The organism is Halomonas sp. SIMBA_159, from assembly GCF_046536035.1.
GTDB classification, from domain to species: Bacteria; Pseudomonadota; Gammaproteobacteria; order Pseudomonadales; family Halomonadaceae; genus Vreelandella; species Vreelandella venusta_A.
This window is the reverse complement of sequence record NZ_JAWJBT010000016.1, coordinates 54,435-76,260: the sequence shown is the minus strand read 5'-3', so window position 1 is coordinate 76,260 and position 21,826 is coordinate 54,435. Positions and strand designations below refer to the sequence as shown.

22 protein-coding genes and 1 other RNA gene are annotated in these 21,826 nt (G+C 55.5%); 19 read left to right on the top strand and 4 right to left on the bottom strand.

Going from position 1 to position 21,826, the window contains the following annotated elements:
* Positions 1–112 precede the first annotated feature (112 nt).
* The 8 genes from zapE to R0J87_RS11890 all read left to right on the top strand — a co-directional run bounded on the left by zapE (position 113) and on the right by R0J87_RS11890 (position 6,486).
* On the top strand, positions 113–1,294 hold the full coding sequence (gene zapE / locus R0J87_RS11925; RefSeq protein WP_498886347.1) for a cell division protein ZapE: 1,182 nt from the start codon (positions 113–115) through the stop codon (positions 1,292–1,294).
* 176 nt (positions 1,295–1,470) lie between these two features.
* Positions 1,471–1,899 carry a 50S ribosomal protein L13 gene (rplM, locus tag R0J87_RS11920; RefSeq protein WP_044629965.1) on the top strand — a complete coding sequence of 143 codons (429 nt, stop codon included), beginning with the start codon at positions 1,471–1,473 and terminating at the stop codon, positions 1,897–1,899.
* A gap of 13 nt (positions 1,900–1,912) precedes the next feature.
* Positions 1,913–2,302, top strand: coding sequence for a 30S ribosomal protein S9 (rpsI, locus tag R0J87_RS11915; RefSeq protein WP_044629966.1), 390 nt, complete (start codon positions 1,913–1,915; stop codon positions 2,300–2,302).
* Between the two features lie 207 nt (positions 2,303–2,509).
* Positions 2,510–3,109: a ubiquinol-cytochrome c reductase iron-sulfur subunit gene (gene petA, locus R0J87_RS11910; protein WP_404342131.1), complete on the top strand. Its 600-nt coding sequence runs from the start codon at positions 2,510–2,512 to the stop codon at positions 3,107–3,109.
* Entirely contained in the window at positions 3,109–4,368 is a 1,260-nt protein-coding gene (locus R0J87_RS11905) for a cytochrome b (RefSeq protein ID WP_404342129.1), read from the top strand. The genes petA and R0J87_RS11905 overlap by 1 nt, the downstream gene beginning before the upstream one ends.
* Positions 4,368–5,135, top strand: a complete 768-nt coding sequence (locus tag R0J87_RS11900) for a cytochrome c1 (protein WP_404342127.1) — start codon at positions 4,368–4,370, stop codon at positions 5,133–5,135. The genes R0J87_RS11905 and R0J87_RS11900 overlap by 1 nt, the downstream gene beginning before the upstream one ends.
* Positions 5,136–5,285: 150 nt before the next feature.
* Positions 5,286–5,912 (top strand): stringent starvation protein SspA, encoded by a 627-nt coding sequence (gene sspA, locus R0J87_RS11895; protein ID WP_253501747.1) that lies wholly within the window; start codon positions 5,286–5,288, stop codon positions 5,910–5,912.
* A gap of 61 nt (positions 5,913–5,973) precedes the next feature.
* Positions 5,974–6,486 carry a ClpXP protease specificity-enhancing factor gene (locus R0J87_RS11890; RefSeq protein WP_404342124.1) on the top strand — a complete coding sequence of 171 codons (513 nt, stop codon included), beginning with the start codon at positions 5,974–5,976 and terminating at the stop codon, positions 6,484–6,486.
* Positions 6,487–6,563: 77 nt separating this feature from the next.
* On the opposite strand, the gene R0J87_RS11885 is transcribed toward R0J87_RS11890, so the two are convergent.
* From R0J87_RS11885 to R0J87_RS11870, 4 genes are read right to left on the bottom strand one after another with little or no spacing between them, the layout of a single operon-like run.
* Positions 6,564–7,136 carry a BON domain-containing protein gene (locus tag R0J87_RS11885; protein WP_404342122.1) on the bottom strand — a complete coding sequence of 191 codons (573 nt, stop codon included), beginning with the start codon at positions 7,134–7,136 and terminating at the stop codon, positions 6,564–6,566.
* A gap of 44 nt (positions 7,137–7,180) precedes the next feature.
* Positions 7,181–7,774, bottom strand: coding sequence for a phosphoheptose isomerase (locus tag R0J87_RS11880; RefSeq protein WP_498886343.1), 594 nt, complete (start codon positions 7,772–7,774; stop codon positions 7,181–7,183).
* Positions 7,775–7,796: 22 nt separating this feature from the next.
* Positions 7,797–8,168, bottom strand: coding sequence for a YraN family protein (locus R0J87_RS11875; protein WP_404342120.1), 372 nt, complete (start codon positions 8,166–8,168; stop codon positions 7,797–7,799).
* Complete coding sequence (locus R0J87_RS11870) at positions 8,158–9,666, bottom strand: penicillin-binding protein activator (RefSeq protein ID WP_498886342.1); 1,509 nt, start codon at positions 9,664–9,666, stop codon at positions 8,158–8,160. The genes R0J87_RS11875 and R0J87_RS11870 overlap by 11 nt, the downstream gene beginning before the upstream one ends.
* A 112-nt stretch (positions 9,667–9,778) precedes the next feature.
* Here R0J87_RS11870 and rsmI point away from each other — a divergent pair, with 112 nt between their 5' ends.
* From rsmI to murG, 11 genes are all read left to right on the top strand, one after another.
* Positions 9,779–10,636, top strand: coding sequence for a 16S rRNA (cytidine(1402)-2'-O)-methyltransferase (rsmI, locus tag R0J87_RS11865; protein WP_498886340.1), 858 nt, complete (start codon positions 9,779–9,781; stop codon positions 10,634–10,636).
* Positions 10,637–10,668: 32 nt separating this feature from the next.
* Positions 10,669–11,040, top strand: an RNA gene (gene rnpB / locus R0J87_RS11860) — RNase P RNA component class A.
* A gap of 52 nt (positions 11,041–11,092) precedes the next feature.
* Positions 11,093–12,046 (top strand): 16S rRNA (cytosine(1402)-N(4))-methyltransferase RsmH, encoded by a 954-nt coding sequence (gene rsmH / locus R0J87_RS11855; RefSeq protein ID WP_404463243.1) that lies wholly within the window; start codon positions 11,093–11,095, stop codon positions 12,044–12,046.
* Between the two features lies 1 nt (position 12,047).
* On the top strand, positions 12,048–12,383 hold the full coding sequence (ftsL, locus tag R0J87_RS11850) for a cell division protein FtsL (protein WP_404342112.1): 336 nt from the start codon (positions 12,048–12,050) through the stop codon (positions 12,381–12,383).
* A complete protein-coding gene (locus R0J87_RS11845) occupies positions 12,380–14,086 on the top strand; it encodes a peptidoglycan D,D-transpeptidase FtsI family protein (RefSeq protein WP_498886337.1) in 1,707 nt (568 codons plus the stop codon). The genes ftsL and R0J87_RS11845 overlap by 4 nt, the downstream gene beginning before the upstream one ends.
* A 16-nt stretch (positions 14,087–14,102) precedes the next feature.
* Positions 14,103–15,593 (top strand): UDP-N-acetylmuramoyl-L-alanyl-D-glutamate--2,6-diaminopimelate ligase, encoded by a 1,491-nt coding sequence (locus tag R0J87_RS11840; protein ID WP_498886335.1) that lies wholly within the window; start codon positions 14,103–14,105, stop codon positions 15,591–15,593.
* Positions 15,593–16,948 carry a UDP-N-acetylmuramoyl-tripeptide--D-alanyl-D-alanine ligase gene (locus tag R0J87_RS11835; protein WP_498886333.1) on the top strand — a complete coding sequence of 452 codons (1,356 nt, stop codon included), beginning with the start codon at positions 15,593–15,595 and terminating at the stop codon, positions 16,946–16,948. The genes R0J87_RS11840 and R0J87_RS11835 overlap by 1 nt, the downstream gene beginning before the upstream one ends.
* Positions 16,949–16,957: 9 nt before the next feature.
* On the top strand, positions 16,958–18,040 hold the full coding sequence (gene mraY / locus R0J87_RS11830; protein ID WP_188638406.1) for a phospho-N-acetylmuramoyl-pentapeptide-transferase: 1,083 nt from the start codon (positions 16,958–16,960) through the stop codon (positions 18,038–18,040).
* A gap of 69 nt (positions 18,041–18,109) precedes the next feature.
* Positions 18,110–19,489: a UDP-N-acetylmuramoyl-L-alanine--D-glutamate ligase gene (gene murD / locus R0J87_RS11825; RefSeq protein ID WP_498886332.1), complete on the top strand. Its 1,380-nt coding sequence runs from the start codon at positions 18,110–18,112 to the stop codon at positions 19,487–19,489.
* 11 nt (positions 19,490–19,500) lie between these two features.
* Positions 19,501–20,682, top strand: coding sequence for a putative lipid II flippase FtsW (gene ftsW / locus R0J87_RS11820; protein ID WP_498886375.1), 1,182 nt, complete (start codon positions 19,501–19,503; stop codon positions 20,680–20,682).
* Between the two features lie 18 nt (positions 20,683–20,700).
* Entirely contained in the window at positions 20,701–21,798 is a 1,098-nt protein-coding gene (gene murG / locus R0J87_RS11815; RefSeq protein ID WP_498886330.1) for an undecaprenyldiphospho-muramoylpentapeptide beta-N-acetylglucosaminyltransferase, read from the top strand.
* The last annotated feature ends 28 nt before the right edge of the window (positions 21,799–21,826 follow it).

Genomic DNA, 21,826 nt, shown 5'->3' with positions numbered 1-21,826 from the left:
GCTTAGCGTTTAAGCGGCGTATAATTAGCCCCATTTTATTGAGCAAGCTCTGTCAGGCGTGCGTTGGCGCGTCGGCGGTATGGCTTAGACAACGCGTTGCGGGAGCACAATAATGCCATCAGTATCTGCACGTCAGGCGTCCGATCAAACGCGCCGACCAACGCCGCTTGAGCGCTACCAAGAAGACCTAAAGCGAAGCGACTTTCAGTACGACCCGTCCCAGGAAGAGGCTGTTAAACATCTGCAACGCCTCTATGACGATCTGGTGGCTGCGCCCACCACCGTGCCAAAAGCGGTGGTGGCCAGTAAAGGTATCAAGGCCAAAATGGCAGGCCTGCTGGGCAAGAAGAGTGACCCGGCCAAGCCACCCGTGCCACAAGTACAGGGTCTCTATTTTTGGGGAGGCGTGGGGCGTGGAAAAACCTATTTGGTAGACACTTTTTATGAGGCGCTGCCTTTTCCTGAGAAGATGCGCACGCATTTCCACCGTTTCATGCAGCGCGTGCATAACGAGCTGACGCACTATAAAGGTGAGAAAAACCCGCTGACGCTGATTGCCGGTAAGTTTGCAGCTGAGGCGCGAGTCATTTGCTTTGATGAGTTCTTTGTTAAAGATATTACCGACGCCATGATTCTAGCGAATTTACTGGAAGCGCTGTTTGAGCGCGGCGTGGTGTTGGTGGCGACATCCAATATTATTCCAAATGACCTGTATAAAGATGGCTTGCAGCGCGCTCGCTTTATCCCAGCGATCGAACTGGTCAATCGTCATTGTGAGGTGGTGAACGTCGATTCGGGCGTGGACTATCGCCTCCGTGCGCTTGAGCGAGCGGAAATTTTCCATGCCCCTTTAGATGAGGCTGCTGAGCAGGAGTTGGCGCGCAGCTTTAGAGAAATTGCCGGTCAGCCGGGTGAGGAGGGCGCACCGCTGGAAGTTAACCATCGGGTGCTGAAAACCCGCCGTTTGCACGATGATGTCGTGTGGTTTGAGTTTGCCGAACTGTGTGATGGCCCCCGTAGCCAAAATGACTATATCGAACTTGCCCGAGAGTTTCATACGGTACTCGTGGCTAACGTGCCGCGAATGGATGGTAAGACAGACGACCAGGCGCGGCGCTTTATTAATATGGTGGATGAATTTTATGACCGCGGCGTCAAGCTATTGATGTCCGCTGAGGTGCCGGTAGAGTCGCTGTACAGCGATGGCAAGCTGACGTTTGAATTCCAGCGCACTTTGTCGAGGTTGCAGGAAATGCAGTCTCGTGAGTACTTAGCGTTGCCGCATAAGCCCTAGGGTAGTAGCACGCGCTAAAAAAAGTAATAGAACACTTAACTTGGGCGGATACTTACTGTAGAATGCCGCCTCGCTACATGTTGCTGGCTAAGGTCTGCAACCAAAAAAAATAGGGATGGTGCTACGCCGCTTAGCGGTGTGAGTCGCCCAACACACTTAATCTGGTGATTTCATCCATGAAGACGTTCAGTGCTAAGCCGCAGTCCGTCCAGCGCGACTGGTACATTGTCGACGCTACGGACAAAACGCTCGGTCGTCTGGCAACCGAGATTGCTCGCCGCCTGCGTGGCAAGCATAAGCCCGAATTTACCCCTCACGTTGATACCGGCGACTACATCGTTGTGATCAATGCAGAGAAAGTCCAAGTAACCGGTAACAAGGCGAAGGCTAAAACCTACTACCGCCACACAGGTTACCCGGGCGGTCTGCGCTCCATGACATTCGACAAGATGCTCGACCACGCTCCTGAGCGTATCATCGAGTCTGCCGTTAAAGGCATGCTGCCGAAAGGTCCGCTGGGTCGCGCCATGTACTCCAAGTTAAAAGTGTACGCCGGTGCCGAGCATCCGCATGCTGCCCAGCAGCCGCTTGAACTGAACATCTGAGGAAATCTTCGCCATGACACAGCAGTATTACGGTACCGGGCGCCGCAAGACTTCCACCGCTCGTGTGTTCCTGAAGCCGGGTTCCGGCAAAATTACCGTCAACAACCGTGAGCTTGACCAGTACTTCGGTCGTGTTACCGGTCGCATGGTTGTTCGTCAGCCGTTAGAACTGACAGAAACTCTGAACCAGTTCGACGTATACGTAACCGTTGAAGGCGGCGGTGGCTCTTCACAGGCTGGCGCCATTCGTCACGGCATTACGCGTGCCCTGATGAACTACAACGAAGACCTGCGTCCTACGCTGCGTGCCGCTGGTTATGTAACCCGCGATGCTCGCCAAGTTGAGCGTAAGAAAGTCGGTCTGCGTAAAGCACGTCGTCGTCCGCAGTTCTCCAAGCGTTAATCTACGCTATGCGGCAAAAACGCCCAGGTCAAAGACCTGGGCGTTTTTTATTGGAATATCAAAAAATTATAACGCTCGTACCACCATGGTCCGGGGCGGTTGTTCTTGTGCAGAGCGCTTTGTTTTTTTAACATAGACTGTATTTGATATTCGTCGTCGCAAGACGCCTTTGCGACGGAACGGGTAAGCTGATGGGAGAAACCAGAAATGGCAGATAACGGCGTAAACAAAGGCCGGCGCCGTTTCCTCGTAGGCGCCACCTCCGTTGTGGGGGCGGTGGGCGCTGTCGGGGTTGCGGTCCCCTTTGTGGCATCTTGGCAGCCTAGTGCCAAGGCAAGGGCGGCAGGTGCGCCGATTCAAGCAGATATCTCTAAGCTTGAGCCGGGGCAGCGTATGACCGTCGAGTGGCGTGGTCGCCCGATTTGGATTATCAACCGTACGCCTGAGATGATCGAGCGTACCGAGGCGTTAGGTGCAGATAGCCTGGCGGATCCAGAGTCAGAAGTGCCACAGCAGCCTGCTTATATCCAGGGTGGACTGCGCTCCATTAAACCTGAGATTGGCGTATTGATTGGTATCTGTACGCACTTGGGCTGTTCTCCTCTGTTCCGGCCTGAGCCGGATGCGGAAGGGGTGGGTGTTGATAACTGGCCGGGTGGTTTCTTCTGCCCATGTCACGGCTCTCGCTTTGACTTAGCCGGTCGCGTCTTTAGCAACGTTCCCGCGCCGACTAACCTTGAAGTGCCGCCCTATCGCTTTGAAAGCGATGACATCATCGTGGTCGGCGAAGATGAGGAGAGTGCCTAATGGCTAATCCAAATAAGGCGAAGGCCGAAAGCGGCATCATGCGCTGGGTGGATGATCGTTTCCCTGCGACGCAAATGATGCAAGACCACTTAACCAAGTATTACGCACCGAAGAACTTCAACTTCTTCTATATTTTTGGTGTGCTGGCGCTGCTGGTGCTGGTAAACCAAATATTGACCGGTGTGTGGTTGACCATGAGCTTTAACCCATCAGCCGAAGGTGCGTTTGCGTCGGTTGAGTACATCATGCGTGATGTGGAGTGGGGCTGGCTGATTCGCTACATGCATACCACAGGGGCGTCAGCCTTTTTCGTGGTGATTTATATGCATATGTTCCGTGGCTTGATGTACGGTTCTTACAAAGCCCCGCGTGAGCTGGTGTGGATCTTTGGTATGACCATCTACCTGCTGCTGATGGCAGAAGCCTTTATGGGTTATCTGCTGCCTTGGGGGCAGATGTCTTATTGGGGCGCTCAGGTCATTATCTCACTCTTCTCTGCGATTCCTGGCATTGGCCCGGATCTCGCTCAGTGGGTACGCGGTGACTTCCTGATCTCTGGTATCACGCTTAACCGTTTCTTCGCACTGCACGTTGTTGCGCTGCCCATCGTCATTTTGGCACTGGTCGTACTGCACATTATCGCGCTGCACGAAGTGGGCTCTAACAACCCTGACGGTATCGACATTAAGCAGAAAAAAGACGAGACCGGGAAGCCTCTTGATGGCATTCCGTTCCATCCTTACTACACCGTTAAAGACTTGGTGGGTATTGCGATCTTCCTGTTTGTTTTCTGTGTGGTGGTGTTCTACTTCCCTGAAGGGGGTGGTTATTTCATTGAGAAGCCGAACTTTGAACCGGCTAACCCGCTGAAAACACCTGACCATATTGCGCCCGTTTGGTACTTTACGCCGTTCTACGCCATTCTGCGTGCGATCACCTTCTCGCTTTTCGGGCTTGACGCTAAGTTCCTGGGTGTTGTCTGCATGGGTGCAGCCATTGCTGTGCTGTTCGTGTTGCCGTGGCTTGATCGCAGCCCCGTGCGTTCCATGCGCTATAAAGGCTGGATGTCTAAAGTCATGTTGCTACTGTTCTGCATTAGCTTTGTGATTCTGGGTGTTCTAGGTGTGTTGCCGTCAACCACTGGCCGCACGATTCTAGCGCAGGTGTGTACAGCCATTTACTTCGCCTTCTTCCTGCTGATGCCGTTCTACACCAAGCTGGAGAAGACCAAACCCGTTCCGGAAAGGGTGACTGGCTAATGAAAAAGCAATTATTAGCACTGCTCTTCGCAATAGTGCCGGTAACCGCGATGGCGGCTGGTGGCGCTAGTGTGCCCCACAGCATGGATCCAGACCTAAGTGATCAGGCGTCACTGCAAAATGGCATGAAGCTCTATGTTAATTACTGCATGGGCTGTCACTCGCTTGAGCATCAGCGTTTTTCGCGTGCCGCTGACGACCTGGGGATCCCTCAGGATCTGGTGGAAGATAACTTAATCTTCTCTTCCGATTTGGCCTTTAACGACCAGATGCACATTGCGATGGATCGTGGCGATGCAGAGTCTTGGTTTGGCGCTCCGCCGCCCGACCTAACGCTGGAAGCGCGTCTACGTGGCACTGACTGGGTCTACTCCTACCTGTTAGGCTTTTACAAAGATCCGAGCCGTCCGACCGGCGTGAACAACACGGTCTACGAGCTGGTGGCGATGCCTAACGTGCTGGAGCCGCTCCAGGGTGTTCAGGAGATGGTATGTGCCGAAACCGATCAGCCGGTGGCTGGTCATGAGCCTGATCCGCTGTCGGGTAAGTACCAGTCTTGTGATGTGCTGCAAGTCACTCAGCCTGGTGCAATGGAACCTGCGGAGTTTGAGGAAGCGGTGTATGACCTGACCAACTTCCTGGCCTACGTGGGTGAGCCTTCCAAGCTGCAGGCACAAGCTTTAGCACCTAAGGTGCTCATCTTTATCTTTATTTTTGGTGTGATTGCCTACCTGCTCAAGCGTGAGTACTGGCGAGACGTCCACTAATTCGTAAAGTGAGATAGGCAGTACGGGCGCACGGCGAAAGCCGTGCGCCTTTTGCTTGTCTGTAGTGTCGTTATGTATCGCTGGCTACCTTCCCATAAGAGGGGGCTGGCATGTTATTATCGAAAATTGTTTTGATGCGAGGATGCTTTCATGGGTGTTGTGGCCAAGCGGTCGTCAATGATCTTTTACTCGGGTAGTGATGATCATTTCAGTCATCGAGTACGCATTGTTCTGGCTGAAAAGGGAGTAGCGGTCGACATCGTTGATGTCGCTGAGGAGCAGCCGCCTGAAGAGTTAGCAGACCTCAATCCGTACAACAGCGTTCCGACGCTGCTGGATCGTGACCTGGTGCTTTATGAGTCCAAGGTGATGATGGAGTATCTGGATGAGCGTTTTCCTCATCCGCCCTTGCTGCCGGTATACCCCGTAGCGCGAGCCCAAAGCCGTTTGTGGATGCATCGCATTGAGCGTGAGTGGTGCCCGATGCTAGAGCAGATTCGCACCGGTGGTAAGAAAGAGGCCGACAAGGCACGTAAAGAGCTGCGTGAAAGCCTGATTGGCATTTCGCCTATCTTTGAAGATATGCCTTATTTCATGAGTGAAGAGTTTACGCTGGTCGACTGCTGCCTAGCGCCGATCCTATGGCGTTTGCCTGAGCTCAACATTGAATTGCCTGAAAAACAGGTGAAGCCGTTACTGGGTTATATGTCGCGGGTATTTGAGCGTGAAGCGTTTAAAGCATCTTTGAACGAGCGTGAAAAAGAGATGCGCGCTTGAATTCATTCGGCCTCTTCGCCCAGTGGGCAAGAGGCCATACTTGTTAGGAGGAGGGAGTCTTATGAAATCGAGCCGTCCCTATCTCGCCCGAGCCCTCTATGAGTGGCTGTTAGACAATGAGTTGACGCCCTATCTGGTGGTAGACGCTACTCAGCCTGGGGTGGAAGTGCCGCGTCAGTTTGTTCAAAACGGACAGATTGTACTTAACGTCGCGCCCACCGCTGTGCGCGATCTGTTTATGGAAAACCAGGCCATCGGTTTTAACGCTCGTTTTGGCGGTCAGCCTATGCAGGTGATGATCCCTACGCCTGCGCTGATTGCTATTTATGCACGAGAAAATGGCGCGGGTATGGTATTTGGTCATGAGCCGGAATTAGATGCTGCCAGTTTTGATGAGCAAGACGATGAGATGGGGGAGAGTGCTGGATCAGAGCAAGGAGCCGCTGAGGCGTCCAAGCCTGAGCTAACGCTGACAGAACCCACCTCTGACAACGTATCTAATAAGCCAGCCTCTGAGAAAGAATCAGGCGCTGACAAGCGCAAGAAAAAGCCGACGCTGCGTGTGGTTAAATAGGCAGCTATCCGCTCAGTAGTTATTAAGAAAAAGCCTCGCCAATTTATTGGCGAGGCTTTTTTAGTGGTGCTTAAGCGTTAATCCAGATAATCAAAAACCTTGACGATGCGTTGGATGCCGCCTACTGAAGAAGCGGCATTGACAATGCGGTCTGCCTCTTCACGGGTCACCATGCCCATTAGATAGACGCTGGCGTTTTCTGTGGTGACCTTCAGTTTTGACGAGTCGATGCGGTCATTGGTAGCTAAGTGGCTAATGACATTGGTAGTAAGCCAGGTGTCGGTGAGCCGTTGAGTTGCTGGCAAGTTGGCGGCTATGGTGAGTTCGTTGTGAACCTTATTGACGCCACGTAGATTGGAGGCAACGTTGCCTGCCATGCTTTTCAGCTCTTCGCTGGGAACCTGTCCTACCAGCAGTAGTGAGCCGTTATAGCTATGCGCACGAATGCGAGCATCTCCTAGGCGGGCATCGGCACGCGCCAGAGCGCGTTCGACTTCGCGTTCAACGGTGGCGTCGACTGCTTCTACGTCATTGCTGCGTTGGCCATAGTTAGATGGGTTGGAAGCGCTGTTGTTAGCGCAGCCGCTGATGGCGATCACGCTGCACAGCGTTGCGGCGAGTAGAGTTTTCGATGAAAAGCGCAGGGCCATATGGATGACTCCTTGATCAGTAATTATTCGCAAGACGCACGCTATTAGTCAGCGCCACCAAACAGTTGTTCGTCAATTAGATCACAAAGGCAGTGTATAACGAGAAGATGTACTTCTTGTATGCGGGCTGTTGACGTGGCCGGGACACGAATTTCGCAGTCATCTTGGCCCAATAGCGAGGCCATGTTGCCACCATCGCGTCCGGTGAGGGCCACAACGGTCATATCGCGGTCATGGGCTGCTTGAATTGCTTGCACGATGTTAGCGGAGTTGCCGCTGGTAGAGATCGCCAGCAGTACATCACCGGGTTGGCCCAGTGCACGAATTTGCTTTGAAAACACCTCGTTGTAGCTGTAGTCATTAGCGATAGAGGTTAGCGTTGAGGTGTCAGTAGTCAGTGCCAATGCAGGCAGGCTGGGACGTTCGCGCTCAAAACGATTCAGTAACTCAGAGGAGAAGTGTTGGCTGTCACCGGCGCTGCCGCCGTTACCGCAGGCAAGGATTTTTCCCTCATTCACCAAGCACTGCACTATCATTTGGCTGGCCACTTCAATAAAAGGAGGCAGCACTTCGCTGGCATAGGTTTTGGTATCAATGCTGGCATTGAAGTGGCTGAGTATACGGGATTGAAAGTCCATCAGGGCTTCCTAGTTAAGAGTATTAATAAGCGTCAAAAGCCGCTTTCTCCCAATGAAACTCGAGAGTGGGCGGCGTGCCTGTAATGGCTAGAATATCAAAGCGGCAGGGGCAGGAAAGGTTGTGTCGAGCAATATAAAGCGTCGCTGCGCGGATTAAGCGGCGGCGCTTTTGTGCGTTAACCATTTCTAGCGGGTGCCCATGACGCGTGGTGGCGCGGTGTTTGACCTCAACAAAAATCAAAATATCCTGTTCATACATGACCAAATCCAGCTCGCCGCCTTTAACGTGATGATTGCTAGCGACGAGCCGGAGACCACGCTGTTGCAGCCATTGAGCGGCTAAGCGCTCAATGGCTGCGCCGCGATGGCGGGCAGTTTGCGGACTATTGCTCATTACCCATTAGGCCAGGAATTAAGATAGGTGCCGGTGTGCCGTTTTGGAATTTTGCCCAGGGTAGCTCGCGGTGAATGCGGCCGTCGTTGGACAGTGACAGCGTGCCGGTGCTGCCGTTTAGGCCGTTCAAGCCAGACAGATCCGACATGCGTTTGGCAAGCTCGTAAGCATCCACACCCATGGCCATTAGGCGGAACATAGAGGCGTCTGCCTCATCGCGCAGCTGCTGGTAAGTGGAGTAGAAGGGTAGAACTTCTTCGCCCCCTACGGCTGCATCGGGAATTTGCCACGGAATATCCATAAACATCACGTCGTTGAGATCTTGATCAAGGCGCGTTTGAACGCGTCCTTCATGCAGATGCGACGTGGCATAGATGGGTAGGTCGGGGGCGTAATAGTAATCCATCGTAGGCGGTACTTGGCGCGCGTAATCCGGCAGTGCAAGCAGGAAGAGGGCGTCAATGTTACCCAGTCGGGCGCGCTCGCCGCTAACATTCAGTGCAGTTTGCACCGCGTTAGAGACTGGGCTGCTTGGGTTGTAGCGCACCGCGTTGGTGACTTCACCGCCTAGACGCTGGTACTCATTCCAGAAAGCTTCACCTACCCGTCGGCCCCAATCATTATCTGGCACCATCACTGACATTTGGCGGTGGCCATCCTGGTGGGCGCGGCGTGCTGCTTGGCGTGCTTCATCTTCTGCTGATAAGCCGTACTGCAGTAACCGCTGTGCCTGGTTGCTAGCGCCGCTGCCATAGTTTAATGCCAGAGTGGGGAGCGGTACGCTATCGCGTTGTTCAAGTTGAGTGACTTGGTCTTTATCAAGCGGACCTATCATTAGCTGAGCATTTGTTTGCTGAGCACGGCTATACAGCTCGTCTAGCGAGTACTGCGCGGCATCGATAAAGGTCAGTTGAATGCCGTCTGCGCTGATTTCATTATGGCGACGCATGGCGGTGGCAATGGTATTGGCCACGCTGCTGAGTGGGCCAGACTCAGGGAGCGCTACCACCATCCGGCGGATTTCCGTGCCATCGAGCTCAGGAAGGGTGACTTGTACTTGATCGGGCTGCTGGTTAAGTGCTTGCTGTGCCCACTGCTGGCGCTCGGCCAGTGTTTGCTGTTGGTTGGCCTGCATGGGCAGTTCATCGTTTAAGACCTGCGTAGCGCGCAGCACGGCACGGGGGTCATCAAGCCCGCGGGCTAGTTCTGAAAACAGCATGGCCCAGCGGACGCGGTCTGTATCGTTGAGCATCGCTTCATCGATGCTGCTGGCAGCATCAAAAGCGTTTTCACGCTGGCCTTGGCGGGCCAGAATATTGGCGGCTTCCAGGCGTGTACGAGCTGCCTGTTCGGGGGCCTGTTGCTCAGCTTGGCTCAGCAAGCGGCCAGCATCCTGGTCCGGCACTCGATCGACCACGCTGGGGGGCTGCATGGCGCACCCGGTGATGAGAAGTGCCATGAAGGCAGTGGCCAACAGGCCACGAAGTGACTGTTTCATGTATCCTTCCTTAGTTTCCATTTGCGCTGTCGCGGTCTATCAGCAGGTTAGCGTGGCTTTCCACTAGCATAGCGCACCGTCAGGGCAAGCCATTAACAAATCGGGAGTCACGATGACACACCAACATCCGGGCACATTGTACGTGGTTGCCACGCCAATTGGGAATTTGGACGACTTAACACCCCGTGCCGCTCGGGTATTAGCCGACGTTTCGCGTATCGCAGCAGAAGATACGCGTCACAGCGCGCGGCTGCTCGCCCATTTTGGGGTGAATACGCCGATGATTTCCCTGCATGAACACAACGAGGCGCAGCGAGTCGATACGCTAGATAGCTATCTGGCGGCGGGCGAGAGTATTGCGCTCATTAGTGACGCTGGGACGCCGCTAATTTGTGACCCTGGGTTTGTATTAGTGCGTGAGCTGCGCGCTAGGGGACGGCATATTGTGCCATTGCCCGGCCCGTGTGCGTTGGTAACGGCTCTCTCGGGTGCGGGGCTTCCCACCGACCGCTTTACCTTTGGCGGTTTTTTGCCCGCAAAGCCCAGTGCTCGTCGTCAAGCGTTAGAGAAATGGCAGGCCCGTGAAGAGACGCTGGTATTTTATGAGTCGCCTCACCGTATTGCCCATACCCTGGATGCCCTGTGTGAGCAAATGCCAGAGCGCACGGTTGTATTGGCAAGGGAGCTGACGAAAACGTTTGAAACGTTTCTGCAAGGATCGCCTGAGGCGCTGCGAGACCAGTTGGCGGCAGACCCCAATCAGGGCCGCGGTGAGTTTGTGGTGATTATCTCAGGCGCACCCCCTGCTGTGCAGGGAGATGAGCAGTCGATTGACGCCAATGAACTGTTGGCGGCCCTGCTGGCAGAAGGGGTGGGAGTCAAACAAGGAGCGTCGATTGCGGCCAGAATGCTGGGCGGGCGTAAGCAAGAGTGGTACGCCCGATTGCAGGCAATGAAAGGTCAGCATTGAGGCGAACGCAGGGCGCTGGTATGCTTGCCGCCGGAGTTGGCCAGACAGTCGCCGCTAATGTGCTTGTAAGGGCCGTTAGGGGAGGAAAGTCCGGGCTCCATAGGGCAGAGTGCCAGGTAACGCCTGGGCGGCGTAAGCCGACGGAAAGTGCAGCAGAGAGTAGACCGCCTAAGCCCATGAAATAAACCTCAGGGGCCGGTAAGGGTGAAAGGGTGCGGTAAGAGCGCACCGCGCGCCTGGCAACAGTGCGTGGCATGGTAAACCCCACTCGGAGCAAGACCAAATAGGGACCCAACGGCGTGGCCCGCGCTGGGTCCGGGTAGGTTGCTTGAGCGCTGTGGTGACGCAGCGCCTAGAGGAATGACTGTCCACGACAGAACCCGGCTTATCGGCCGACTCCCCATTTCCATGAAAGGCGTGCCAAGCACGCCTTCCCAATTTTTGTGTGAGAGTAACATGCCTTCTGCTGACGCTGATCAGGTCACCCGCTTTCGTCATACCAGCGTTTTATTGGAAGGAGCGGTAGATGCACTGGTGCATGACCCGGATGGAGCCTACCTAGACGGTACCTTCGGGCGTGGCGGTCACTCCCGGCTGATTCTTTCGCGTTTGAGCGAGCAAGGCCGCTTAATGGCCATGGATCGCGATCCTCAGGCCATTGCCGCTGCGGCTGAGATAGAAGACTCCCGTTTTCAAATTACCCAGCGTGAATTTGCTCATTTAGCTGAGTTTGCCAAAGAGCAGGGGCTCTATGGCAAGCTATCCGGTGTGCTGCTGGATGTGGGCGTCTCTTCCCCACAGCTTGATGATCCAGAGCGCGGTTTTAGCTTTATGCGCAACGGCCCGCTAGATATGCGCATGGACCCCACCCAGGGCGAAAGTGCCGCCGAGTTTTTGGCGCGTGCCAGCGAAGCCGATATCGCCAGCGTTTTTAAAACCTATGGTGAAGAGCGCTACGCCAAACGGCTGGCCAATGCCGTGGTGAAGCGGCGCGTGGAAAAGCCCTTTACCCATACGGTTGATCTGGCCGAGGTGTTGAAGGCCGCACATCCCGCCTGGGAAAAAGGCCGTCACCCTGCCACGAAAGCTTTCCAAGGCCTGCGTATTTATCTCAATGGGGAACTTGATCAGCTAGATGCCGCCTTAGAAGCAGCGCTTGAAGCGCTGGCGCCGGGTGGATATCTCGTCGTGATCAGCTTCCACTCCTTGGAAGATCGACGTGTGAAGCGCTTTATTCGCCATCACGTGCGCGGTGACACCCATTTACCACGCGGTGTGCCCATTCGCGATGATCAGTTGAATCGTCGCCTTGAAGCGCTGGGCAAGGGCAGTCGCCCCAGTGATGAGGAAGTGGACGTGAACCCACGCGCACGTAGTGCCGTTATGCGAGCGGCGCGTAAACGAGGGTAATATGAGCATGGAACGGCTAGTGCATTGGGCTTCCACGCTGAGGGCAGAGTGGCCGTTTAAACTGCGTCTTCGCCTGTGGCCTATGACCATGGTGGCGCTGTTTTTAGCCTGTCTTTTGACCGGCTTGGCTGTTGTAGCTACCACGCACATGACTCGTGTGCAGTTTGCCGAATTACAGCGCTTAGAGCAGGAAGAGAATCAGCTTCAGACCGAGTGGGGCCAGCTGTTGCTGGAAGAGGGGGCCTGGTCAACGCCAGCCCGTATTGAGCAGATTGCCACGGAACGGCTAGAGATGCGTATTCCTGACGTAAATGATGTCGAGGTGATTCGGCCATGATGCGCAACGGTCGGGGAGGGAAGTCCCGCCAATATCCTATTGCGCCTCCGCTTGCCGGTGGGCGCTTCTTCTTTATTTTGCTCGCGGTGGGTATCGCTTCTGTCATCCTGATTGGGCGCATTACTCTCCTACAGGTGATTGATCGCCCGTTTCTACAGAGCCAAGGGGATGCCCGCACGCTGCGCCACGAAACGATTTCAGCTCACCGCGGTATGATCACTGACCGTAACGGCGAGCCTTTAGCGATTTCGACGCCGGTAGTAACGCTGTGGGCAAATCCGCAAGAACTCCCTTCTGACGCTATCCAGCGTGTCATGCTGGCGCAGGCGTTAGGCATGTCGTTGGACGACTTTGAGTCCCGTGTGTCTCGCTACAGCAGTCGAGAATTTATGTACTTGCGCCGTCAAATGACCCCGGAGGCAGCGCAGCGGATTCTTGATTTACGCACGCCCGGTGTTTACCCCCAGCGCGAGTACAAGCGCTACTATCCCGCTGGTGAAGTGGCCGCCCAACTATTGGGGGTCACCAACGTTGATGACGTTGGCCAAGAGGGGTTAGAGCTCTCTTATCAACCCTATCTGGCAGGTCACCCAGGGCAGCGGCGCGTAATTAAAGATCGGCGCGGCCGGTTGGTGCGTGAGCTAGGCGTTATTCGTGATGCGCAACCCGGCGGAGAGCTCGCTCTAGCGATTGATCAGCGCATCCAGTACATGGCTTACCGCGAACTGCGTGCTGCAGTAGCTGAACATGAGGCGGACGGTGGTGTGCTGGTGATGATGGACGCCCGCACGGGTGAGGTGCTGGCCATGGCGAACCTTCCCTCTTATAACCCCAATAATCGCGCAGGCCTCGATCCTAGAGGACTGCGGAATCAGGCAGTCGTGGATGTCTTTGAGCCGGGCTCAGTGATGAAGCCCCTCGCCATGGCCGCTATTCTTGAGAGCGGTATTGTTGGGCGCGACGCCGTCGTAGACACTTCCCCGGGCTGGATGAGAATTGATCAGTTCACGATCCGAGACTTCCGTAACTACGGGGAACTTGATCTCCCCGGTATTCTTGAAAAGTCCTCAAACATTGGTATGTCGCGCCTAGCGCTGCAGCTAAGCGATACGGCGATTTGGGAAAAGTATAATCAGTTGGGCTTAGGGCAAAGCCCTGGCACAGGTTTCCCAGGTGAGTCGACGGGGAGCTTACCTGCCCCCGTACAGTGGTCGCGTAGCGAGCGCGCAGCTCTTTCTTATGGCTATGGCCTCTCTGTCTCCGCCTTGCAGCTGGCGAGCGCTTATACCGCGTTAGCGAACGACGGTGAACGGCTCCCTCCTTCCCTGTTAAGGTTGTCTGAGCCGCCACAGGGTATTCCTGCCATATCGCCCGACGTAGCCAATGATTTGCTTGAGATATTGGAAACCTCTGTCGGTGCTTACACAGGTGGGCGACGCGCGCGGGTTGAGGGGTACCGTGTGGGCGGCAAAACGGGCACCGTGCGTAAAACGGGCCAGCAAGGTTATGCCACTGATGCGTATCGCAGCGTCTTTGCGGGTATTGCCCCTATTTCAGATCCGCGCATAGTAACCGTCGTGATGATCGATCATCCTAAGGCGGGCGAATTCTATGGCGGTGCGGTCGCGGCACCGGTGTTTTCCAGCGTCACCGGTAATGCTTTGCGGCTACTTGATGTGCCGCCTGACCACGAGGCCGAATAGTGTTTAAGGAGATGGCATGACCGTATGCCCAGATCAGTTATGGAAAGCGTTGCAACACGTCTGGCCCAGCGCCAATCTACCGGCGTTGCCTGACCTGCCTCAGCAGCTCAATTTGATCACCGATTCTCGCACGCTGGCCACCGGAGACGTGTTTGTTGCCGTGCCCGGTAGTCAACGTGATGGGCGCGAATACATCGAGCAAGCATTGGCTAAGGGTGCCTCGTTGGTGCTAGCTCACACAAAAGAGAGTGACCCGTGGTTGCAAGAGCGCGTGCTCTTTCTTCCCCACCTTTCAATGCGCCTGGGTGAGTTAGGTCGCGCGTTATTTGACGTGCCGCCCGGTTTGGAAGTGATTGCTGTCACGGGGACTAACGGCAAAAGTTCGGTCACTCACTACTTAGCAGAGTTAAGTGAGCAGTTGGGAGTCGCTGCTGGCGTGATTGGTACCTTAGGCGTGGGCCGTCCGGGCAAGCTTCTAGATAGTGGCTTAACGACCCCCGGCCCGCTGGCGCTTCAAGCAACGCTTGGCGAGCTGGCACGTCAAGGGGTGAAGCGTGTAGCCCTTGAGGCATCTTCCCATGCGTTGGATCAGCATCGTCTAGACGCGGTGGATGTGAATGTAGCGGTTTTTACCAACCTCACCCGTGACCATCTGGATTATCACGGCAGCATGGCGGCATACGCGGCTGCAAAAGCCAAATTGTTCCGACGCACTGAGCTAACTCTTGCCGTGGTGAACGGCGATGACCCGCTCGCAAAACTGATGCTAGCAGGCTGCGATAGTCACGTGCGTGTGCTGGCCACCGGTGCGGATGAGGCAGTGACGCTGCGCGTTCTTGATTGGCAGCCCCATACGCAGGGGCAACAGGCCCTTGTCGCGACCCCCGAAGGCGAAAAAGTGCTGCAGTTGGGCCTGATGGGCCGTTTTAATCTAGATAATGTGCTGCTTGCGATGGCCGTGCTTTACGGGCTTGGCGAGCCACTTGACGATCTCTTTGCCGCTGCGGCCAAACTTGCCCCTGTTCCGGGGCGCATGGCGTGCTACGGCGGCGATAAAGCCCCTAGTGTGGTAGTGGATTACGCGCATACACCTGATGCGCTGCACAGTGCCATGGGTGCCTTGCGTGCCCATCTGGGGGGGCAAGGAAAGCTCTGGTGCTTATTTGGATGTGGCGGCGAGCGGGATGCCGGTAAGCGGGCTGAGATGGCCAAAGTGGCTGAGCAGTTGGCGGATCGCATCGTGGTGACCGACGATAATCCCCGTCATGAAGTCGCCGAGCAGATTCGACAGCAGATCCATGCGGGCTTTACGGGCAGTGTGGCGGTAGATGATATAGGCGACCGGCGTCAAGCCATCCTTCACGCCGTGCATCAGGCTGCCGCTGACGACGTTATCTTGATCGCTGGAAAAGGGCATGAGGCGTATCAAGAGATTGAGGGCGTTCGGCATGCTTTCCAGGATGACGAGCAGGTGCTGCAAGCCTTGGCGACGCGGGGAGTTGCCTAATGTGGGCATTGGCAGAAATTGCCGCAGCGCTTGGCTGCCATGTCTCGGCAGAAAATGCCTCCTTGCCTATTTCATCGGTCGTCACCGATACGCGCAAGATTGAGCCTGGGTGTCTGTTTATTGCCCTAAAGGGGCCGCGCTTTGATGGCCACGAGTTTGTTGAACAAGCTCGGGAGCAGGGGGCAGCCGCCGCTTTGGTTGAACGCGCTGTTGATAGTGCGCTGCCTCAACTTATTTGTTCGGATACCCGGCTTGGACTGGGTCTGGTCGCACGAGCGTGGCGTCAGCGGTTTACATTGCCACTGGTAGCGGTCACCGGCAATAGCGGCAAAACCACCGTGAAAGAGATGACCGCGGTGCTGCTCGCTCCGCTGGGCAGCGTGTTAGCCACTGAAGGAAATCTTAATAACGATATTGGTGCCCCGCTAACGCTGCTGCGTTTATCCCCTCAACATCAAGCGGGTGTTGTTGAATTGGGTGCTAACCATCTGGGTGAAATCGCTTGGACCAGCCAGCTAGCGGCCCCGCAAGTCGCCATTATCACCAATGTGACGGGTGCCCATGTGGGCGAGTTTGGTGGTATGGGGCAGATTGCTCAGGCAAAGAGTGAAATTTTAGCCGGTCTTGGCACCCAGGGTACTGCTGTTATTAATCGTGATGACCGTTACTACAGCTTTTGGGCTGCCTGCGCTACTCCGCGGCAGATTGTAAGCTATGGCTTACATGAGGATGCGGACGTTCACGCACGGGCACTTTCCTGTGACCCCCAGGGGCGGTATGCTTTCACGCTTGTTGCGAACGGTCACGTCTTGGGTGACGTGCAACTGCCGCTTATCGGTAAGCATAATGTGAGTAATGCCCTGGCCGCTTCGGCTGCGGCATTGGCGCTCGGGGTTTCGGCAGAGCAAGTGGTGTCTGGATTAAGCCGGCTTGCTTCGCTGTCTGGCCGATTGAGCGTCGTGCCAGGCCTGCGCCAAGCCACCCTGCTGGATGATACTTACAATGCCAATCCAGGGGCGGTGAAAGCTGCCTTGGATGCACTGGCTAGTTTTCCTGCGCCACGCTGGTGTGCCTTGGGAGCGATGGGTGAACTGGGTGGCGAGTCGCATGCCTTGCATGCAGAGATCGGTCGCTATGCCGCGTCGTTAGGGGTGGATGCCTTGCTCACTTATGGCGAGGCGGCGCGCGCGGCATCGGAAGCCTTTGGTCGCGGGCAGCATTTTGACGACCACGAGACGCTAGTGCGTCATGTTATTAATACTCTTCCGCCTAACGCCACGCTGTTGGTGAAAGGGTCGCGTAGCGCAGGCATGGAAACTGTCATTGCCGCGCTACGTGCGGATGAAACAAGGTAAGCGCCGTTCATGTTACTTCATTTGGCGAATTTTTTAGCCCAATATCAGTCTGCGTTTCAAGTTTTTAACTATCTAACACTGCGTGTCATTCTGGCGGCACTCACCGCACTGATGCTCTGTCTCTGGCTAGGCCCGTGGGTGATTCGTCGCCTGGTAGAAGGGCAGATTGGGCAGGCGGTGCGCGATGATGGCCCGCAGTCACATCTTTCTAAAGCGGGCACTCCCACCATGGGTGGGGCAATGATTTTGCTCGCCATTGCTATCAGCACGTTGGTATGGGGCGACTTAACCAATTATTACGTTTGGGTAGTGTTGCTCGTTACCCTGGGCTTTGGGGCGGTTGGTTGGGTCGATGATTACCGCAAGGTAGTTGAGAAGAATCCCCGCGGCTTGCCTGCCCGTTGGAAATATTTCTGGCAGTCGGTGGTGGGTATCAGTGCCGCTGTGGTGCTTTATCTGACGGCCACTACGCCAGCTGAAACCAGCCTGCTGATTCCCATGTTTAAGGATGTGGCGCTACCGCTGGGCGTGTTCTATATCGTCCTGAGCTATTTTGTCATTGTGGGCAGTTCGAATGCTGTGAACCTCACCGATGGTTTGGATGGTCTAGCGATCATGCCCACGGTGTTGGTGGCGATGGGGCTTTCTGTGTTTGCTTACGCTAGCGGTAATGCGGTATTCGCTAACTATCTGCATATCCCGTTTATACACGGCACTGGAGAGCTGGCGGTGTTCTGCGCCACGATCGCAGGCGCAGGGCTCGGGTTTTTATGGTTTAACACCTATCCTGCTCAGGTTTTTATGGGCGATGTAGGCGCACTTGCCTTGGGGGCTGCCTTAGGCGTGGTCGCGGTGATTGTCCGTCAAGAGATCGTCCTGTTCATTATGGGCGGTATCTTTGTATTGGAAACCGTCTCTGTGATTCTTCAGGTGGGCTCTTATAAGCTGACCGGCCGTCGTATTTTCCGTATGGCACCGCTACACCATCACTACGAGCTGAAGGGGTGGCCAGAGCCACGGGTGATTGTGCGCTTCTGGATTATTACCGTCGTGCTGGTGTTGCTAGGCTTAGCCACGCTCAAAGTTCGTTAATAAACGTTCGTTGATAAGAGAAACAGCGGGCGGCGTTCGCCGCCTTTGGCGCATGGCATAAGGAGCCGCATGGTGCAGGTACCTAACGGATATACGCTGGTGGTCGGGCTAGGGCTTTCTGGTCAGGCAATATGCCGCCACCTTACCCGACAGGGTATGCCGTTTATGGTGGCTGATACCCGTGAAAAGCCGCCTGGGCTAGAGGATTTTTATCAGGCTTACCCCGGTATTAAAGTGCACTGCGGTCCGCTAACGGCGTTGGACGTGAGTCAAGCGCATGAAGTGGTGCTGAGTCCAGGCGTTGACCCTCGCACGCCAGGCTTGGAAGGTTTGCTTGAGCGCCATAATCCCGCCACGGGCGAGCCAATGCTGGTAGGCGAGATCGCGTTGTTCAAACGGGAGGTTAAAGCGCCCGTTGCCGCGATTACAGGCTCGAATGCTAAATCTACGGTCACCACCCTGTTAGGTGAAATGGCCGCTTCAGCAGGTGTTAATGCGGCCGTAGGGGGTAACCTGGGGACGCCTGCCTTAGACCTTTTATTCCTTCATCCGGATGCGGATCTCTACATCCTAGAGCTATCCAGCTTTCAGTTAGAAACCACCCCTTACTTGGGCGCTGCTTCGGTGGTGTTCTTAAATTTGTGCGATGACCACCTGGATCGCCACGGCGATCTTGCGGGCTACCGTCAGGCCAAACAGCAAATATTTATCGGTGCAGAGCACGCCGTAGTGAATGCTGATGATCCACAAACATGGCCGACTCAGCCGCTGAAACATATCGAGCGCTTTGGCATAGAAGCCGCTAATGACGCGGAGTGGCGGCTTATGGAGCGGCATGGACGTTGGTGGCTGATGCAGGGCAGTACGCCCTGGCAGGCTGTTGATGAGCTGCGTATGACCGGGCAGCATAATTACGCCAATGCACTGGCTGCGCTGGCCATGGGGCGAGCATTAGGTTTTGACCAAATCAGTATGTGCCGTGCTTTAACAGCGTTTGCGGGCTTACCGCACCGCAGTGAAACGATCGCAGAACTAAAGGGTGTCCGTTGGATCAATGACTCAAAAGGTACCAACGTAGGCGCTACGCTAGCGGCCATTAATGGGATTGGCCCAACACTGGATGGGCAGCTGATTCTGCTGGCAGGGGGAGTGGGTAAGGGGGCTGATTTCTCGCCGTTGGCGGCACCTCTGGCTAAGTGTGCTCGCGCTGCCATTGTGTTTGGTGCCGATGCGCCGCAGCTGTCGAAGGCCCTGGAAGGGGCGCTGCCTATTGAGCATGTCGGCCATTTAACGCAAGCGATGGAGATGGCCTTTGCCATGGCAACGCCCGGTGACTGCGTACTGCTGTCACCGGCTTGCGCTAGCCTAGACCAGTTTGCTAACTATCAAGCGCGCGGCGATGCATTTCGCCACTGGGTCGAGCAGAAAAGCAGCGAGATGATGCCATGAGTGATGAGTCCCTGAGCAGAATACAGCGCTGGCGCGCTGCGCTGACGACCCAGTATCTTCCTTGCGATATTTGGCTAATTGTGGCGGTAGTCGCGCTGGCGGGGCTCGGGTGGATCATGGTCAGCTCGGCGTCGGTAGGCCTGCTAGAAAATAGCTTTCACTACACCCGCCAGCACGGCGTGTTTCTTCTGCTGGCCATTATTGCCTGCCTGTTTATGCTCTGCGTGCCGCTGGAGCTATGGCGTCAGAATGCTGCGCTGATCCTGTTGGTCAGTATCTTTATGCTGGTCTTGGTACTGATCATCGGTCAAGAAGTGAACGGCAGTAAGCGCTGGATTTCACTGCCTGGGCCGTTTCCGAGTTTACAGGTGTCTGAGCTGGCGAAAATTGGCCTGATTTTTTACATGGCCGCGTTTATGTCACGTTTTACCTATGAACTGCGGCAGCGCGCTTTCACCATGTGGCGGCCTTTGGCGGTGCTAGCCGTACCTGCCAGCCTGCTTTTTTTAGCACCGGACTTCGGCGGTATGGTGGTGTATACCGTTTGTGTGATCGGTATGTTGATGATGTGTGGAGCATCGTTGACGTTGCTGCTGGGCAGTGGTGGTGTGCTCGGCTTCGGGGCCGTCATGATGGTAGTCATGGAGCCCTACCGGCTAGCCCGTTGGACGAGCTTTCTTGATCCCTGGGCAGACCAGTTTGCCACCGGCTACCAGTTAACCCAGGCATTGATCGCTTTTGGTCGTGGGCATGTGACAGGCACAGGGCTTGGTAACAGTGTGCAAAAGCTTCACTACCTGCCGGAAGCGCACACCGACTTTATTTTTGCCGTAGTCGCTGAAGAGCTGGGCATGATGGGTGCCATTGCCGTCGTTCTACTGTTTACGCTGTTTATTGTGCGTGCCATGTGGGTGGGTCGTCGGGCCGAGCTGGCTGGCCACTTGTTTGGTGCCTACGTCAGCTATGGTGTTGGGTTTATTGTTGCGGCTCAAGCGTTTATCAATATGGCGGTTAGCTCAGGGCTACTGCCCACCAAAGGGTTGACTCTGCCGCTGATTAGCTACGGTGGCTCTAGTCTACTGGTGACTGGGATGATGATTGGTCTACTGCTGCGCGTAGACGCCGAAACCCGTCACCGTCCCCGGCGTACCCCCACACCCTATCGAGCACGCCGAGAACCTCGGTTATCGTAATTATTCAAGGAGTCGTTTGTGGCAACGAACTCGCGTCGACGGATATTGATTATGGCCGGTGGAACCGGTGGGCACGTTATTCCTGCGCTTTCGCTAGCGCATGCGTTACAGGCCAAGGGTGTCGACGTGGAATGGCTGGGAAGCCCGCGCGGTATCGAAAACCGTCTGGTGCCTAATGCAAATATTACCCTGCACACGATTGCGATTGAGGGGCTGCGTGGTAAAGGGCTGGCGGGCTGGTGCAAAGCCCCGCTAAACCTTTCTCGTGCAGTGATGCAGGCACGGCGCATTATTAAACGCTTTAAGCCTGATGTTGTCGTGGGGCTGGGCGGCTTTGCTAGTGGCCCTGGTGGGCTGGCGGCGTGGCTGTCAGGCGTTCCACTGGTGATTCACGAGCAAAATGCCGTGGCAGGCTTAACCAATAAAGTCCTTTCGCGTTTGGCTACCCGCACCTATACCGCGTTTGACAACGCCTTTGGCCGCCGTGCAGAGGTGATTGGTAACCCCGTGCGTGACGATATTGCCACGCTGGGGGAGCAGCCGAAAAAGGCCGTAGAGCTTGCTAACAGGCCGTTAAGGCTGCTTGTTGTGGGTGGCTCGCTGGGAGCCGTTGCTTTAAACGAGCGCTTACCCGTGGCGCTGGCTGCACTGCCTCCTGAAAGGCGTCCAGATGTGCGCCATCAGGCGGGTAAAGAGCGTGATGTGGCGACTGCCCAAGCCTATACAGAGCTTGGCATTGTGGCTGACGTTAGTCCCTTTATTGATGATATGGCGGCTGCATACGCATGGGCCGACCTAGTTGTGTGCCGAGCCGGTGCGTTAACCGTGGCTGAATTAGCCGCCGCAGCCAAGCCTGCGTTACTGGTGCCTTTTCCGTTTGCAGTGGATGACCATCAGCGAGTCAATGCTGACGTGCTAGTGAATGCGGGTGCGGCGCAGTGTGTCGTCCAATCAGCCCTCACTCCCGAGCGCTTAACTCAATTATTAAACGAATTACTCGACCCCGACAGGCTGGCTGATATGGCGTCTAAAGCGCGCCAAGCGGCTTATCTAGATGCCACTGAGCGTCTTGCCGAAGGCTGTTTGGGGTTAGTGAAGCAAGGAGAAACTGCGTGACCGATTCAGTGACTAACCTGTCGCCGCA